Origin of the sequence: Pseudomonas sp. MSSRFD41 (genome assembly GCF_014230245.1) — a bacterium.
Lineage (GTDB): Bacteria > Pseudomonadota > Gammaproteobacteria > Pseudomonadales > Pseudomonadaceae > Aquipseudomonas > Aquipseudomonas piscis.
On record NZ_JACKZK010000046.1, the window covers coordinates 1 to 15,249 of the forward strand.

Genomic DNA, 15,249 nt, shown 5'->3' on the forward strand with positions numbered 1-15,249 from the left:
CCCAATTGCGAAAGCAGTTGGGGTTTTGTCTTTGCGCGGACGAAAAACCATAGCGGCTCGATATTTACCGGGGCTGACCTGGTTCAGGCAAACACCTGCCCGGGCTGCAGGCGAGCGATCCAATTGCCGCGTGTCTGCTGCAGACCGTATCGAAAATGGCTGACAGTCGCCGGCTACCCAGGCGTAATTGCAATTTGGCCCGCCACTGGCCGGTGATAGTCGCAAGACAATAGCGGCCCTCGCATCGATCAGGCTGTACTCGGCGAAACTGTCGTCAACACTCAACCCCTAATGACAAGCCACCGGATTCAACGCGATCACGCTATTGGCGACCAGCAGTTGATGGGGCGACGGTTGCGGCAGGGCTTTACGGATCGATCGCAGGCCAGGCAGGCCGGCTCCCCGGGGCAGCCCCATGCCACAACATCTTCGCTTGGCATCTTCACTCTCCATGAGGTTTCCAGGCGCCTTTGCGCCAGCCTGGCCGGCCAAGAGCATCTTGCAGTCTCTTCAGTGAGTAACGCGGGGAAAACCGAGGAATCGGAACGACACCCTTGATCACAGGTCAATAGTGCCCCTCCGGCCAGCACCATTGATCAGCCATGGGAGAAATCCTGGCAAAGTCGGCGGCCGGTTTTTGGTATGGTGCAGCTCTTTTTTACGGAACCGATTTCACCCGCACGGACCAGCGTCGACCTCTATTTCACCGAGAAGCTGTAGCAATGCCCGAAGCGATTCCGATCAAGGACCACGAGAAAGAAACCCGCCTGGTCAACCAGCGGCTGCTGGCCTGCGCCGTGCTGGTAGCGGCCATCACCTGTGCGCTGGTGGGGCGCCTGTATTTCCTCCAGGTGGTGGAGTTCGACTACCACTCCACCGTTTCGCAGAACAACCGTGTCCACGTGTTGCCCATCACCCCGACCCGTGGGGTGATCTATGACCGCAATGGCGTGGTCCTGGCAGACAACCGCCCCAGCTTCAACCTGACCATCACCCGTGAGCGCGCCACCGATCTCAAGGGCGAGCTGGATACCGTCGCCGAACTCCTGCACCTGCCGCCAGAAGACCGGGCGCTGTTCGACAAGGCCATGAAGCAGGCTCGCCATCCTTTCGTGCCCGTCACCTTGTTCTACCAGCTCACCGAGGAGCAGATCGCCGTATTGGCGGTTAACGAATACCGCCTGCCGGGAATGGATGTGGAAGCCCAGTTTGTTCGTCACTACCCTCTGGGGACGCACTTCGCCCACTCCATCGGTTACGTCGGGCGGATCAACGAGAAGGAGGCCAAGACCCTGGACTCGGTGGAGTACCGGGGTACCCAGTCCATCGGCAAGACCGGTATCGAGAAGTTCTACGAGGCCGAGCTGCATGGCCATGTCGGTTACGAAGAGGTGGAGACCAACGCCCAAGGGCGAATCATGCGCGTGCTCAAGCACACCGATCCGGTGCCCGGGAAGAACATCGTCCTGAGCCTGGACGTGAAGCTCCAGGAGGCTGCCGAGCAGGCCCTGGGCGACCGCCGCGGCTCGGTGGTGGCCCTGGATCCCACCACTGGCGAAGTGCTGGCCATGGTCAGCAACCCCAGCTTCGACCCCAACCTGTTCGTTACCGGCATCAGTTTCAAGGAATATGCCGCCCTGCATGATTCCATCGACCGGCCGCTGTTCAACCGCGCGCTGCGCGGCCTCTATGCGCCGGGCTCGACCATCAAGCCGGAAGTGGCCATCGCCGGCCTGGATACCGGCGTGGTCACCCCCAGCAGCCGCGTCTTCGATCCGGGCTACTACCAACTGCCGGACTACGACCACAAATACCGCAACTGGAACCGCAGCGGCGACGGCTGGGTGGACATGGACGCGGCGATCATGCGCTCCAACGACACCTACTTCTACGACCTGGCCCACAAGCTGGGCATCGACCGCCTGCACGACTACATGGCCATGTTCGGCCTCGGGGAGAAGGTCTCCCTGGACATGTTCGAGGAAGCCCCGGGGCTGATGCCGTCCCAGGCCTGGAAGCGCGCCACCCGCCGCCAGGCGTGGTTCCCGGGAGAAACGCTGATCCTCGGCATTGGCCAGGGCTATATGCAGGTCACGCCGCTGCAACTGGCCCAGGCCACGGCACTGATCGCCAACAAGGGGGTGTGGAACCGCCCGCACTTGGCCAAGACCGTCGATGGCGTGGCCCCGGTGGACCCGCACCCGATGCCCAACATCCTGTTGAAGGACCCGCGCGAGTGGGACCAGGTCAACCATGGCATGCAGATGGTCATGCACGATCCTCGCGGCATCGCCCGTGCCGCCGCCGCCGGGGCCCAGTACCGGATCGCCGGCAAGAGTGGTACGGCCCAGGTGGTGGCGATCAAGCAGGGCGAGCGTTATGACCGCCTCAAGACCCGCGAGCGCCATCGCGATAACGCCTTGTTCGTCGGCTTCGCCCCGGCCGAGCATCCGCAGATCGTGATCTCGGTGATGATCGAGAACGGCGAGGCCGGTGGCCGGGTCGCCGGCCCTGTGGTGCGGCAGATCATGGACGCCTGGCTACTGGACCAGAACGGCCACCTCAAGCCGCAATACGCCGCACCGGCCAAGGCCCCTGGCGATCCCCACGTCTGAGTCAGCGCAGCACCAGGCTGTCCGGCACCTGCTCGTGGATACTGAGCATGTGCTGGATGCTCTGGAGAAACAGCGCCTCGGCCTGGCTCATCTTCTGCTCGCGGTTCCACAGCAGCTGGATATCGAAATCCACCACCCCATCCTCAGGCGGCAGGGGCCACAACAGGCCCTGTTCGACGTCCCGGCGCACCAGGTGGATCGGCAGGCAGCCAATGCCGAAACCGGCGCAGATCAACCGATGAATTTCCTCGAAACTGGTGGAAGAGGCGACGATCTTGCCGGTAAAGCCCTGCTGATCGCGAAACAGCGTCAGGGGTGACAGGTTGCCTCCCAGCTGGTCGCTGGTGAAGCTGACGAAGTTCTCCGTGGCCAGTTGTTGCAGGCTCAGGTTGGCCTGGCCGAACAGCCGATGGCGTGGGCCGCAGAAGTAGGCATAGCGCTCCCGGAACAGCACCCGCTGCTCCAGCCTGGGCTGCGGCAGCCGGCACAGGCCCACCCCCAGGGTCGCGGTCTTTTGCAGCAGCGAACTGATGATGTCCGGACTGCCCAGCACCTCCACCTCCAGCTCGATCTTCGGGTGCGCGGCATGGAAGTCAGCGAGGAACTCATCGTAGTGCCGGGCCTTCACCCCACTGACGGTGAGAATCCGGATCTTGCCCACCACATCGTCCTGGCGGCTTTGTACCACGGTGCCCAGGCGCGAGATATCGCCATAGATATCGGTGGCGATGCGCAGCACCTCCTCGCCGGTCTCGGTGAGTTCGAAGCGCCGTCCGCTACGGACGATCAACAAGCAGTCGAGCTGTTCCTCGAGCCGCTTGAGGGCCTGGCTGACCGCCGACTGGGTGATGTGCAGGCGCGCGGCGGCGCGGCTCATGCTGCCTTCCTGGCCGATCACCAGGTAGGTGCGCAGCAGGTTCCAGTCCAGGCGATCGTTGAGAAAACGCCGTCCGGCCCAGGAGCCGGTCACAGGATCGAGTGTCGACATGGGGCTCCTCTAAAAACGACCTGCCTCGCCTACGTTTTTAGAAGCGCCCATGGGGAGCTCTAGTAGTAGCAAGGCTAATAGTTAGGATAAGAATTCGAAAATTGACTAATCCTGGCACGACGGCGATAAAGCCCACAAGCGCCATAGAGCGCCGCCTGACTCAGCCTTCAGCACCTGCCCATAACTACAAATACACAGGTCCTTGCATGCACAGCACCCCTCAGCCGCGACGCGCCGCGGCAGCGGCCTTCATCGGCACCACCATCGAGTTCTACGACTTCTACATCTACGCCACGGCCGCGGCCCTGGTGCTGGGGCAGGTGTTCTTTCCCAGCAGCGACCCGGTGATCAGCACCCTGGCGGCGTTTGGCAGCTTTGCCGTGGGATTCGTCGCCCGGCCGATGGCGGGCATGGTCTTCGGCCACCTGGGCGACCGCCTCGGGCGCAAGAAGATGCTCCTGGTGACCATGGCGCTGATGGGCCTGGCCACCACCGGCATTGGCCTGCTGCCCAGCTATGCCAGCGTTGGCATCTGGGCGCCCATCGGCCTGATCGTGTTGCGCTTGATCCAGGGCATTTCCGTCGGCGGTGAATGGGGTGGGGCGGTGCTGATGGCCAGCGAACACGCTCCGGCCCGGCGCAAGACCTTCTACGCCTCCTTCGCCCAATTGGGCAGCCCGGCCGGCCTGCTGCTGGCCTTGATCGCCTTTCGCCTGGTCACCAGCCTTGCCCCCGAGGACTTCCTCGCCTGGGGCTGGCGCCTGCCGTTCCTGGCCAGTGGCGTGCTGATGATGGTGGGCCTGATGATCCGTAGCGGGGGGCATGAATCGCCGGAATTCGCCAAGGCCCGGGATAACCAGGAGACGGCGCGTTACCCGGTGCTGGAGGTGGTCCGCGACTGCTGGCGACAGATCCTCCTGGCCGCGGCGGCGGTGACCATCGGTTCGGCCGGTTTCTTCTTCACCAACACCTTCATGATCACCTACGTCACCCAGTACCAGGGCATCCCCCGGGCCACCATCCTCGACTGCCTGTTCCTCGTCACCGTGATCCAGCTGTTGTCGCAACCGCTCTCGGCCCTGCTGGCCGAGCGCATCGGTGAAGGGCGCTTCCTGATCCTGGTGGCCCTGCTGTGCATGGTCACGCCGTACCCGATGTTCCTGCTGGTCGGGACCCAGAACATCCTCTTGATGACCCTCGGCATCGCCCTGGCGGTGGTGATCCTGTCGGCGCTGTACGCGGTGATCGCTGGCTACATGACCCAGGCGTTCCCGGTGCACCTGCGCTACTCAGGCATCTCCATCGCCTATCAACTCAGTTGCGCCCTGGCCGGCGGCACCACGCCGCTGCTGGGGACGCTGCTGGCCAGCAAGTTTTCCGGGCAATGGCTGCCCCTGGCGCTGTTCTTCAGCCTGCTGTCGGCGTTGTCGCTGATCGGCGTCTGCGGACTGGCGCGCATGCGCGCCAACCCGGTGGTCCAACCCGCTCCCCAAGAGGTGTATCCGTGAGCAAACCTGAACACATGAGTGCCGTCGAATGGCAAGCCCGTTGCGAATTGGCGGCGCTGTATCGCCTGGTGGCGCACTTTCGCATGACCGACCTGATCGACACCCACATCACCCTGCGCATCCCCGGGCCCGAGCACCACTTCCTGATCAACCGCTACGGGGTGATCTTCGACCGCATGCGTGCCAGCGACCTGGTGCGCATCGACCAGGAGGGGCGCATCGTCGACCCCCACTACAGCGGGCACCGGGTCAACGCCGCCGGCTTCGTCATCCACTCGGCGATCCACATGGCCCGTCCCGACCTCAATTGCGTGATCCATACTCACACCGCCGCCGGCATGGCCGTGGCGGCCCAGCAGCAGGGCCTGCTGCCCATCAGCCAGCACGCGCTGAAGTTCTACGGCAAGCTGGCCTACCACACCTATGAAGGCATCGCCCTGTCCCTGGACGAGCGCCAGCGCCTGATCGCCGACCTGGGCCCGCACAAGGCCATGATCCTGCGCAACCACGGCCTGCTGGTGGGCGGTGCCAGCGTGGCCCACGCCTTCCACGAGATCCACTTCCTGGAGCGCGCCTGCCAGGCCCAGGTACAGGCCCTGGCTGGCGGCTCGGTGCTCAACTACCCGTCGCCGCAGGTCTGTGCCCACACCGCCGAGCAGTTCGAGCGCGACGAGGCCGACGACATCATCGAGCTGGCCTGGGCCGCGGCCCTGACCCTGATCGAACACCAGCGCGAGTCCTACCTGTCATGAGCCCTGTGGTGCTGCTGTCCCGTGACCCCCTGTTGCTGCAACAACTGCAGCAGGCCTTTGCCCGCAGTGCGCCGCAGGTGCAGGCACTGCTGGCGGACGACCCCGGGGCTGCCGAGGCACGGTTGGCAGCCTGCTGGTTCCCGCCGCCGGGCAGCCTGCGAGCCTTGCCGGCATTGCAGTTGATCCATTCGGTGGCGGCCGGCATCGATCATCTGGAACACGATCCAGGCTGCCCGCCATTGCCGGTATGCCGGGTGGTGGACCCCGGGCACCGCCAGGGCATGACCGAGTACGTGCGCTGGGCGGTGATCCACTACCACCGGGGCTTCGACCGGGTGCTACGGCAACAGGCCGGGCACTGCTGGGAGCGGCCGCTGCAAGTGCCGGCGCAGGACTTCAAGGTCGGGGTCATGGGCCTGGGTTCCCTGGGCGCCGCCATCGCCCAGGACCTCGCCGGTGCGGGCTACCCGGTGCGTGGCTGGGCCCGCAGCGCCAAGCAGCTGCCCCAGGTGCACTGCTTCGCCGGCGCCGAGGCGCGGGACCGCTTCCTCGACGGCCTGGACCTGCTGGTCAACCTGCTGCCCCTGACGCCCGAGACCCGGGGCATCCTTGGTCATGCCACCTTCGCCCGGCTGGCGCCCGGGGCGGCGCTGGTCAATTGCGGGCGTGGCGGGCACCTGCGGATCGACGACCTGCAACAGGCCCTGGCCAGTGGCCAACTGCGCGGCGCCTTGCTGGATGTCTTCGACCAGGAGCCGCTGCCGGCGGAGCATCGGCTGTGGAGCCTGCCCGGGGTCACCGTCACCCCGCACATGGCCTCGGCCGCCTCCCACGCTTGCATTGCCCGGCAAGTGGCGGAGAACCTGCGCCGCCTGGAGGCGGGCGAACCGCTGCTGAACCTGGCCGACCGCCGCCTGGGCTACTGAGTGTCCAGGCACGCCTGCAAGCGTTCGAGGAACAACGCCTCGGCGCGGCTCAGGCGCTGCTCGCGGTTCCACAGCAGGTGGATGTCGACATCGGCGATGCCCTCGTGGGGCGGTAGCCGCCACAGCAGCCCGCTGTCGACATCGGCCGCCACCACATGCTCCGGCAGGCAACCGATGCCGAACCCGGCGATCACCAGGCGGCGCACTTCTTCCAGGCTGGGGGAGGAGGCGACGATACGTCCGCTGAAGCCCTGCTGGTCGCGGAAGATGGTCAACGGCGAGAGCATGCCGCCGATCTGGTCGCTGGTGAAGCTGACGAAGTTCTCCCGTTGCAGGTCGCCCTCGGCCACATCCGCGTGGCCGAACAGCGGGTGGTGCTTGCCACAGAAGAACGCATAGCGCTGGCGCAGGAACAAGCGTTGCTCCAGGCGCGGCTGCGGCCGGCGGTTGAGGCTCAGGCCCAGGGTCGCGGTCTTCTCCTGCAGGGCGCTGACGATGTCCGAGCTGCGCATCACGTCCACCTCCAGGTCGACCCGTGGGTGCTGGCGATGAAAGTCCGCCAGGAACTGGTCGAAGCGCTCGTTGTAGATGCGGCTGATGATCAACAGCCGGACCTTGCCGATCACCTCGTCGGCAGGCTGCTCCAGCACGCTGCCGACCTGGGACACCTGGCCGTAGATCTCCCCGGCCAGGGCGAAGATCTGCTCACCGACTTCGGTCAGGGCGAAGCGCGGGCCACGGCGGGCGATCAACTGCCGGCCCAGTTGTTCCTCCAGGCGCTTGAGGGCCTGGCTCACCGCGGGCTGGGTCAGGTGCAGGCGCGCCGCCGCACGGCTGATGCTCAGTTCCTGGCCGATCACCCGGAAGGTGCGCAGCAGGTTCCAGTCCAGGCGGTCGTTGAGCAAGCGGCGGGCATCGGGGTCGGACATGGCGAAGGCTCTGGGGCGGGCGAGGGCTTGATAATAAGCCAGGATAATAATCGAGATAACCAATAGAAAATTGACTGATTATCCCCGGCCACGGATAAATCCACTCCACAACGGCGCTCGCAGAAGGCGCCTGCGCTGCACCGTCCTCCTGCCAGAACAACAATCAAGGGAGCCTGATCCATGTCCTCCGCCTCGCCTCAACCGCGCCGGGCCGCTGCCGCCGCGTTCATCGGCACCATGATCGAATGGTACGACTTCTACATCTACGCCACGGCCGCGGCGCTGGTATTCGGTGCCTTGTTCTTCCCCTCCAGCGACCCACTGTTCAGCACCATGGCGGCCTTCGGCACCTTCGCCGTGGGCTTCTTCGCCCGCCCCCTGGGCGGCATCATCTTCGGCCATATCGGCGATCGCATCGGGCGCAAGAAGTCCCTGGTCATCACCTTGCTGATGATGGGCGTGGTCACGGTGTGCATCGGCCTGCTGCCGACCTACGCGCAGATCGGTGCCACGGCGCCGGTGCTGCTGATCCTGTTGCGCATCGTCCAGGGCATCGCCGTGGGGGGCGAATGGGGCGGGGCGGTATTGATGGCCGGCGAGCATGCGCCCAAGGGCCGGCGCAACTTCTTCGCTTCCTTTGCCCAGTTGGGCAGCCCGGCCGGGTTGATCCTCTCGCTGCTGGCGTTCAGCGCCGTGACCCGCTTGCCCGAGGAGGCCCTGATGAGCTGGGGCTGGCGCCTGCCGTTCCTGGCCAGTGCGCTGTTGCTGGTGGTGGGCCTGGCGATTCGCCTGGGGGTCGAGGAGTCGCCGGAATTCCTCGCCAGCCGCGAGCGCGCCGCCAAGGCTGCCCGCCATGAGCAGGCGCCGGTACTGGAAGTGCTGCACAGCGCCTGGCGGCCGTTGTTGCTGTGCATCGGCGCCAACACCCTGGGGATCGCCGGGGTGTACTTCACCAACACCTTCATGATCGCCTACAGCACCCAGCAGTTGCAGATTCCCCGGTCGCTGATTCTCGAGTGCCTGTTCGTGGTGGCGATCATCCAGTTCTGCATCCAGCCCCTGGCCGCCTGGGTTGCCGAGAAGATCGGCGCCACGCGCTTCCTGTGCCTGGTGGCGCTGCTGGCCATGGCCTCGCCGTACCCAATGTTCGTGCTGGTGAGTTCGGCCCAGGCGCCGCTGATGATCCTCGGCATCGCCCTGGCGGTGGTGTGCATGGCGTCTTTCTATGCAGTGGTCGCCGGCTACGTCAGCGGCCTGTTCGAGACCCGGGTGCGCTACACCGCGATCTCCCTGGCCTACCAGGTCTGCGGCGCTGTGGCCGGTGGCCTGACGCCCTTGATCGGCACCTGGTTGGCCCATCGTTTTCTCGGCCAATGGTGGCCGATGGCGCTGTTCTACAGCCTGATCGCCGCCGTATCGCTGCTGTGCGTGCTAGCCCTGGCGCGCCGGCACGCCGCTGCCCATCGCTTGGAAATGGCATCCCACGCCTGACTGTCTGGAGAACCTGAAGATGTTGAAGATCAATGGCGAGCGCCTGTGGGCGAGCCTGATGGCCATGGCCGAGATCGGCGCCACCGCCCGTGGCGGCAGCTGCCGCCTGGCCTTGAGCGAGGAAGACAAGGCCGGTCGCGAACTGTTCGCCCACTGGTGCCGCGAAGCCGGGCTGAGCCTGAGCATCGATCCCATCGGCAACCTGTTCGCCAGGCGCCCCGGGACCGACCCGCAGGCTGCGCCGGTGATGATCGGCAGCCACCTGGACACCCAGCCCGAAGGCGGCCGTTTCGACGGGGTCTACGGGGTGCTGGCGGGGCTTGAAGTGCTGCGCAGCCTGAACGATCAGGGCATTGCTACCTGCAAGCCGCTGGAGCTGGCGGTCTGGACCAACGAAGAGGGAGCGCGCTTCACCCCGGCGATGTTCGGCTCGGCGGTGTTCACCGGGGCCATGGCCCTGGAAGAAGCGCTGGCGGTGCGCGACGCCGAGGGCATCAGTGTCGCCCAGGCTTTGCAGAGCACCGGTTATGCCGGCCAGCGGCCCTTGGGCGGGGCGGTGGATGCCTACTTCGAAGCGCATATCGAGCAGGGACCGATCCTCGAGGACAACGCCAAGAGCATCGGCGTGGTCAGCGGTGGCCAGGCCATCCGCTGGCTCGACATCCAGGTCGAAGGCATGGCCGCCCACGCCGGAACCACGCCGATGCCATTGCGCAAGGACGCTCTGTATGGCGCAGCGCAGATGATCCTGGCGGTGGAGCGACTGGCCGCCGATTTCGCTCCCGAGGGCCTGACCACCGTGGGTGAGTTGAGCATCGCCAAGTCCTCGCGCAATACCATTCCCGGCCTGCTGCAATTCACCGTCGACCTGCGCCATCACCAGGACCAGCAGATCGCCGCCATGGAGCAACAGGTCCAGCAGCGCCTGGAGGAGATCGCCCGGCAACGGGGGCTCAAGGTGCGCATCAGCCGCCACTGGGTGAGCCCGGCCACGCCGTTCGACGCCGACTGCGTGGCCGCGGTGCAGGAGGCGGTGGACGGCCTGGGCTACCCTCAGCAGTCCATCGTCAGCGGCGCCGGCCATGATGCGATCCTGCTGGCGCGCTACTGCCCGACCGCCATGGTGTTCATTCCCTGTGTCGGCGGCCTGAGCCACAACGAAGCCGAAGATGTCTTGCCCGAGGACGTGCGCCAGGGCGCCGATGTCCTGCTTAACGCCGTGCTGGCCCGTGCCGGCCGGGTCGCCTGAGGAGCCTTGCATGCGCAGTTTTTTCCACCCCGAACAATTGCTTCACCATCCCCGGAGTTATTTCTCCCGGGGCCAGATGCGCACGCCCCAGGAGGTGCCCGAGCGGGCCCGGCGCCTGGTGCAGGCGGTACACACCCTGGGTTTCGCCCTGGAGCAACCGGCGGATGCCGGCCTGCAACCCTTGCTAGCGGTGCATGGTGCGGCCTACCTGGAGTTCCTCGAACAGGCCCATCGGCGCTGGAAGGATATCCCCGAGGACTGGGGCGAGGAGGTCATGTCCAACATCTTCGTGCGCGAGCCCAACGCCCTGCGTGGCGTCCTGGCCCAGGCCGCGCGCTACCTGGCCGACGGCAGTTGCCCGGTGGGCGAGTGGACCTGGCGCTCGGCCTACTGGTCGGCCCAGAGCGCCATCGCCGGGGCCCGGGCGCTGCTCGATGGTGAACCGGCAGCCTATGCCCTGTGCCGCCCGCCGGGGCACCATGCGCGGGCCGAAGCCGCCGGTGGTTTCTGCTACCTGAACAACGCGGCCATCGCCGCCCAGGTGCTGCGCGAGCGATACAGCCGTGTCGCGGTGCTCGACACCGACATGCACCACGGCCAGGGCATCCAGGAAATCTTCTACGAGCGCAGCGACGTGCTGTATGTCTCGGTGCACGGCGACCCCACCAACTTCTACCCGGGCGTCGCCGGCTTTGCCGAGGAACGTGGCAGCGGTGCGGGCCAGGGCTACAACCTCAACCTGCCCATGGCCCACGGTGCCAGCGAAGAGGATTTCCTCGCGCGGCTGGAGCAGGCCCTGGCCGCGGTACGGGCGTTCGATGCCCAGGTGCTGGTGCTGTCCCTGGGCTTCGACATCTTCGAGCTGGACCCGCAAAGCAAGGTGGCGGTGACCCGTACCGGCTTCGCCAGCCTGGGCCAGCGCATCCGCGGCCTGGGGCTGCCCTGCCTGATCGTCCAGGAGGGCGGTTATCACCTGGAGAGCCTGGAAGACAACGCCCGGGCCTTCTTCGCTGACGCCGCGGCCTGGACCCGCTGACCGGATCAGGCGCTGGCTGTGTGTTTGCCAGGGGAGCGGATGGACGGCGTCCGCTCCCCGGCAAGATCCCTTACGGCCCCCTGAGTGTCAGCTGGCGCTGCTGGAGTACACCCGCTGGCCGCCTTTCCAGGTCTCGTGAACCTTGATGTCGCGGAGGCTGGTGGCCGGGACGTTTTCGTCCAGCGGGTCCTGCTCGAGGATCACGAAATCGGCGAAGTTGCCCTCGGCCAGGGAGCCGGTCCAGGCTTCGGCATTGCACTGCCAGGCGGCATCGTAGGTGATGGCCTTCAGCGCTTGTTTACGCGTCAGGCACTCTTCGGGGTTGAGCACCGGCATTTGTTGCGGATCCTGCACATAGGCTGTTTGCCCAGGCAGGCGCAGGCCTTCCATCTTGCGTGTCACCGCCTGCTCCATCGAGCGCAGCGGGCCCAGCGGCGTGACCGTGCAATCGCTGTGGAGGGAGATCCGCAGGTCCTTGCCCAGGGCCATCTGGCACAGGTCGAGCATGGTGTCGGCGCGATTCTCGAAGATCGCCTGCTGGAAGGCGTAGCCCCAGTAGCCGACATGCCCCACCAGGAAACTGGGTGACAGCCCCAGCTTGACCATGGCCTTGAGGCGATCTTCGCTGAGCAGCGAGCAGTGTTCGATGCGGTGGCGCTTGTCCAGGCCCAGACCCTGCTCGAAGGCTTTCTCGTAGGCCTGCAGGGTGAAGTCGATGGCCCGGTCGCCATTGGCGTGGATCATCAGCGGCCAGCCCTTGGCGGCGACGGCCTGGACCAGGTCCTGGTAGGCGACGGGGAGGTCTTGCGGATCCTTGTTGCCCTCATCGCAGAAGTTGAAGTTGCCCTTGGGGCGGGCACCGGCATTGCAGCAGTAGTCGGCGGTCTGGTAACCGGTCAACCCCTGGTTGGAACCGTCCGAGACCAGTTTCACCGAGCCCTGGTACATGCGCTTGGCCTGTTCGCGGCTAGTCGCCTGGTAGGCTGGCAGCTGGCTGATGCTCTTGGCCGTGCCGTTGCAGGCAGCGGCGTAGCCGATGCGCAGGGTCCGCGGATGGTTGAGGAAATAGGCATCCAGCAGCAGCTTGGAGATGGGGTCCATCATGGCGTCGTACAACAGGGTGATACCGCGCCGCGCGGCAGTGGCGAAGTAGTGGTCCAGGCGCTTGAAGATGTTGAGCATCTCCAGTTGCTGCTTGAGAGGAATGACCAGGATCGCCTTGAGCACATCCTGTTCCTGCACCGTGCCATTAGTGACCTTGATACCGGCCTGGGTGACCCGTTCGCTGGCGGCGCTGTTCAGGTAGGCGGTGTGCATCGAGGCGCTGACCAGCAACATCGGGTGCAGCTTGTCGATGCTGTCCAGGTTGCCGACTTCTTCGTCGAAGCCGCAGCCCAGGGTGATGAGCTGGTTCTGGCCCCCGGGCACCACCTTGAACGGCATCAGCGCCGGATCGACCATGTGCCCGAGGATCCAGGTCGAATTGTCCTTGGGCAACTGGGCCTGGATGGTGCTCTTCAGCCAGTTCCAGTCATAGACGGGGCGCAGTCGCTGGTTCTGCCGCTCGTCGTGGTTGAAGGTTTGGCTGTCGGGGTCGGTATCCACGTCATTGACGATGGCGCCCAGGTTCAGCCAGCCATCCATGGCACAGCTCTGCACGATATGGGCGTGGGGTTCCACCAGGCCGGGGAGCAAGGTCCTGCCGCCCAGGTCCTGGATGGTGTAGGCGAGCTTCAAGTCCTGCATGCGCGCCTTGACCTCGGCCAGGGTGCCGACGGCCACCACGTCGCCGGCATGGATGCCCAGGGCCTCGACCCGGTCGTCCATGTTGCCCTCGCGCAGCGGATAGAGGGTGCCATTGGTGAAGACGATGGATGCGCCGTCCGGCTCTGGCCGCGGGCCATGGGCTTCGCGGGGCAGCCCGGCCATGTAGCGGGCCGGGTCGAGGCTGTGCTTCAGCGCTTCCCAGACCGGGTTGTGGCATCCGCACTGGATGTAGTCGTGATCATTTCCATTTGATCCCATGATGCGTTCCTCAAGGTTCTTGGTGGTTTGAGGGGGGAAAGGTCGATGAGCCAGGAGCACAGGCAGGTACGATCCGGCTCGCGCTGAGCCTAGCAGTCGTTCGCCGGGCGAGCTGGCCCATTGCCACGAGCGGCCCGGTCCCCCGCCGGCCCGTGGCGGGGTTGGTTGGGGGCGAGGTTTGGCAAACGCAGGTAGCCCTCGAGGATTCCCAGGCGCGCGGCTAGATGTGCAGCCAGGCCAGCGAACCCAGCAGCACGCTGGCGCCTGCGGTGCCATAGGCCAGGCGCGCCAGCCATTGCTTGCGGGTCAGCAGGGTGATGGCCGCCATCGAGATGGCGATCTGGATCGCCATCATTGCCTGGGCCCAGCGATGGTGCTGGTGCAAGGCGGCTTCGGATTGCTCATCCCAATCCTGGGCCTGGGCTTCCAGGGCTTCGGCCTTGAGGCGCACGGCTTCCTTTTCCTTCTGGTAGCGCTGGGCCTCGATGCTGTAGTGCTTGGCGTCGACCCCGGGGATGTGGGCTGCCAGCTCCGCCAGGTTCTGCCGGCTGGACTTGGCCTGGTAGTAGTTCCACTGGTTGGCCGCCTCGGTCTTTTTCATCGCCGCATTGTTCTTGTCCATCGCCGCCAGGCTCTCGCTGGAGCCGGCCTGGTAGCTCAGCAAGGCACCGAGGGTGGCCATGATCGCCGTGGTGACGGCGATCTTGCTGGCGAAGCTGTCATTGCGGGCATGGGCCTGTTCGCTCACGTGTTCCACATGCTGTTCGTGGGGGCTGGGCACTTCGAAATCTTCGGTCATGGCGATCGATCGAAAGGAGGGAAAGGAGGAGTGGCAAAGTGTATCCACGGCCTCGTGGGGTGGCTGGACTGGCGCACGTTCGTTCAGCTGGGCGACAGCCTTGGGGCAGGCCTGGGATGCCAGTTCGATAACACAGCGCCGGACGAGCGGCAGAAAATGACCATTTTGCGATGGTTAAAAGGAAATTCTCGTTAGACGGTCGTCAGGGGCCTTTTTAAAGTGAGGTGCATCGAACCATCGAGTACCCCCTCATGCCTATTCATCGTGGGCCCGTGCTGGCCCTGTGCGCCCTGCTGGGCGCCTGTAGCGTCGGCCCGCAACGGCCGCCGAGCACCACCCTGGAGCTGCCCGCCACGCCAGCCGCGACCCCGGAACCCGGCGACCAGTGGTGGCGCTTGTACCGGGACCCGGCGCTGAATGCCGCCGTGCAGGAAGCCCTGGGGCAGAACCGCGAGCTGCGGGTGGCGGCGGCCAACCTGCTGCAAGCCAAGGCCCTGCTGCGTGAAGCCGATACCCTGGACCAGCCGCAGACCCAGTTGTCGGCCAACGCCGGTTATGGCAGCACGGCGGACGACCAGCTGGAAGCGGCCCTGGGCGACAACCGACGTATCCGCACGGGTACTCGCTACGGCATCGGCCTGGACGTGCAGTGGGAGATGGACCTGTTCGGGCGCTTGCATGGCCTGGAGCAAGCGGCCCGGGCCGATGCCGACGCCGCCAGGGCCGCCGAGGATGGCCTGCGGGTGGTAGTGGCCGCCGAAACCACCCGCGCCTGGTTGCAAGCCTGCAGCTATGGCCAGCGCCTGGATGTGGCGCGCCAGTCCCTGGCACTGGTGGAGCAAGGGCGCGACCTGACCGCCGAGCTGCATCGTTCCGGCGCCGCGCTGCCCCTGGACGTGGCCCGGGCCGAGGGCCTGGTGGGCCAGGTGCG

The 15,249-nt window shown here is 65.8% G+C and carries 12 protein-coding genes; 8 read left to right on the plus strand and 4 right to left on the minus strand.

Features of this window, described 5'->3' with window-relative positions; all coding sequences use genetic code 11:
- Positions 1-722: 722 nt before the first annotated feature.
- On the plus strand, positions 723-2,615 hold the full coding sequence (mrdA, locus tag H7A76_RS31730; protein WP_185702182.1) for a penicillin-binding protein 2: 1,893 nt from the start codon (positions 723-725) through the stop codon (positions 2,613-2,615).
- Between the two features lies 1 nt (position 2,616).
- On the opposite strand, the gene H7A76_RS31735 is transcribed toward mrdA, so the two are convergent.
- Positions 2,617-3,603, minus strand: coding sequence for a LysR family transcriptional regulator (locus tag H7A76_RS31735; RefSeq protein ID WP_085600592.1), 987 nt, complete (start codon positions 3,601-3,603; stop codon positions 2,617-2,619).
- Positions 3,604-3,809: 206 nt separating this feature from the next.
- Between H7A76_RS31735 and H7A76_RS31740 the strand changes: the two genes are divergently transcribed.
- From H7A76_RS31740 to H7A76_RS31750, 3 genes are read left to right on the plus strand one after another with little or no spacing between them, the layout of a single operon-like run.
- Positions 3,810-5,111: an MFS transporter gene (locus tag H7A76_RS31740; RefSeq protein ID WP_185702183.1), complete on the plus strand. Its 1,302-nt coding sequence runs from the start codon at positions 3,810-3,812 to the stop codon at positions 5,109-5,111.
- Positions 5,108-5,863 (plus strand): class II aldolase/adducin family protein, encoded by a 756-nt coding sequence (locus tag H7A76_RS31745; RefSeq protein ID WP_185702184.1) that lies wholly within the window; start codon positions 5,108-5,110, stop codon positions 5,861-5,863. Before H7A76_RS31740 ends, H7A76_RS31745 begins: the two co-directional genes overlap by 4 nt.
- Positions 5,860-6,789, plus strand: a complete 930-nt coding sequence (locus H7A76_RS31750; protein WP_185702185.1) for a 2-hydroxyacid dehydrogenase — start codon at positions 5,860-5,862, stop codon at positions 6,787-6,789. The genes H7A76_RS31745 and H7A76_RS31750 overlap by 4 nt, the downstream gene beginning before the upstream one ends.
- On the opposite strand, the gene H7A76_RS31755 is transcribed toward H7A76_RS31750, so the two are convergent.
- Complete coding sequence (locus tag H7A76_RS31755) at positions 6,783-7,718, minus strand: LysR family transcriptional regulator (protein WP_185702186.1); 936 nt, start codon at positions 7,716-7,718, stop codon at positions 6,783-6,785. The two genes, H7A76_RS31750 and H7A76_RS31755, sit on opposite strands and share 7 nt — an antisense overlap.
- 180 nt (positions 7,719-7,898) lie before the next feature.
- Between H7A76_RS31755 and H7A76_RS31760 the strand changes: the two genes are divergently transcribed.
- Genes H7A76_RS31760 through H7A76_RS31770 form a run of 3 tightly spaced genes read left to right on the plus strand, consistent with a single transcriptional unit; the run spans position 7,899 to position 11,494 of the window.
- Positions 7,899-9,209, plus strand: a complete 1,311-nt coding sequence (locus H7A76_RS31760; protein WP_185702187.1) for an MFS transporter — start codon at positions 7,899-7,901, stop codon at positions 9,207-9,209.
- Positions 9,210-9,228: 19 nt separating this feature from the next.
- The gene (locus tag H7A76_RS31765) at positions 9,229-10,458 is read left to right on the plus strand and encodes a Zn-dependent hydrolase (RefSeq protein ID WP_185702188.1); all 1,230 of its coding nucleotides are present in this window, start codon (positions 9,229-9,231) and stop codon (positions 10,456-10,458) included.
- Positions 10,459-10,468: 10 nt separating this feature from the next.
- Positions 10,469-11,494 (plus strand): histone deacetylase family protein, encoded by a 1,026-nt coding sequence (locus tag H7A76_RS31770; RefSeq protein WP_185702189.1) that lies wholly within the window; start codon positions 10,469-10,471, stop codon positions 11,492-11,494.
- An 87-nt stretch (positions 11,495-11,581) separates the two neighbouring features.
- Here the strand turns inward: H7A76_RS31770 and H7A76_RS31775 are convergent, their stop codons facing one another.
- Together H7A76_RS31775 and H7A76_RS31780 are read right to left on the minus strand one after the other, a co-directional pair.
- A complete protein-coding gene (locus tag H7A76_RS31775; protein ID WP_185702190.1) occupies positions 11,582-13,519 on the minus strand; it encodes an amidohydrolase in 1,938 nt (645 codons plus the stop codon).
- Positions 13,520-13,739: 220 nt separating this feature from the next.
- On the minus strand, positions 13,740-14,318 hold the full coding sequence (locus H7A76_RS31780; RefSeq protein ID WP_185702191.1) for a DUF4337 domain-containing protein: 579 nt from the start codon (positions 14,316-14,318) through the stop codon (positions 13,740-13,742).
- A gap of 251 nt (positions 14,319-14,569) precedes the next feature.
- On the opposite strand from H7A76_RS31780, the gene H7A76_RS31785 reads away from it, so the two are divergent.
- The coding region (locus H7A76_RS31785) for a TolC family protein (RefSeq protein ID WP_185702192.1) at positions 14,570-15,249 on the plus strand (680 nt) is incomplete at its 3' end.

Excerpts from the sequence above, each read along its gene's own strand:
- H7A76_RS31755 (WP_185702186.1), bottom strand. The coding sequence starts at position 7,718 with ATGTCCGACCCCGATGCCCGCCGCTTGCTCAACGACCGCCTGGACTGG.
- H7A76_RS31770 (WP_185702189.1), top strand. The coding sequence starts at position 10,469 with ATGCGCAGTTTTTTCCACCCCGAACAATTGCTTCACCATCCCCGGAGT.
- H7A76_RS31780 (WP_185702191.1), bottom strand. The coding sequence starts at position 14,318 with ATGACCGAAGATTTCGAAGTGCCCAGCCCCCACGAACAGCATGTGGAA.
- H7A76_RS31740 (WP_185702183.1), top strand. The coding sequence starts at position 3,810 with ATGCACAGCACCCCTCAGCCGCGACGCGCCGCGGCAGCGGCCTTCATC.
- H7A76_RS31735 (WP_085600592.1), bottom strand. The coding sequence starts at position 3,603 with ATGTCGACACTCGATCCTGTGACCGGCTCCTGGGCCGGACGGCGTTTT.
- H7A76_RS31760 (WP_185702187.1), top strand. The coding sequence starts at position 7,899 with ATGTCCTCCGCCTCGCCTCAACCGCGCCGGGCCGCTGCCGCCGCGTTC.
- H7A76_RS31775 (WP_185702190.1), bottom strand. The coding sequence starts at position 13,519 with ATGGGATCAAATGGAAATGATCACGACTACATCCAGTGCGGATGCCAC.
- mrdA (WP_185702182.1), top strand. The coding sequence starts at position 723 with ATGCCCGAAGCGATTCCGATCAAGGACCACGAGAAAGAAACCCGCCTG.
- H7A76_RS31765 (WP_185702188.1), top strand. The coding sequence starts at position 9,229 with ATGTTGAAGATCAATGGCGAGCGCCTGTGGGCGAGCCTGATGGCCATG.
- H7A76_RS31750 (WP_185702185.1), top strand. The coding sequence starts at position 5,860 with ATGAGCCCTGTGGTGCTGCTGTCCCGTGACCCCCTGTTGCTGCAACAA.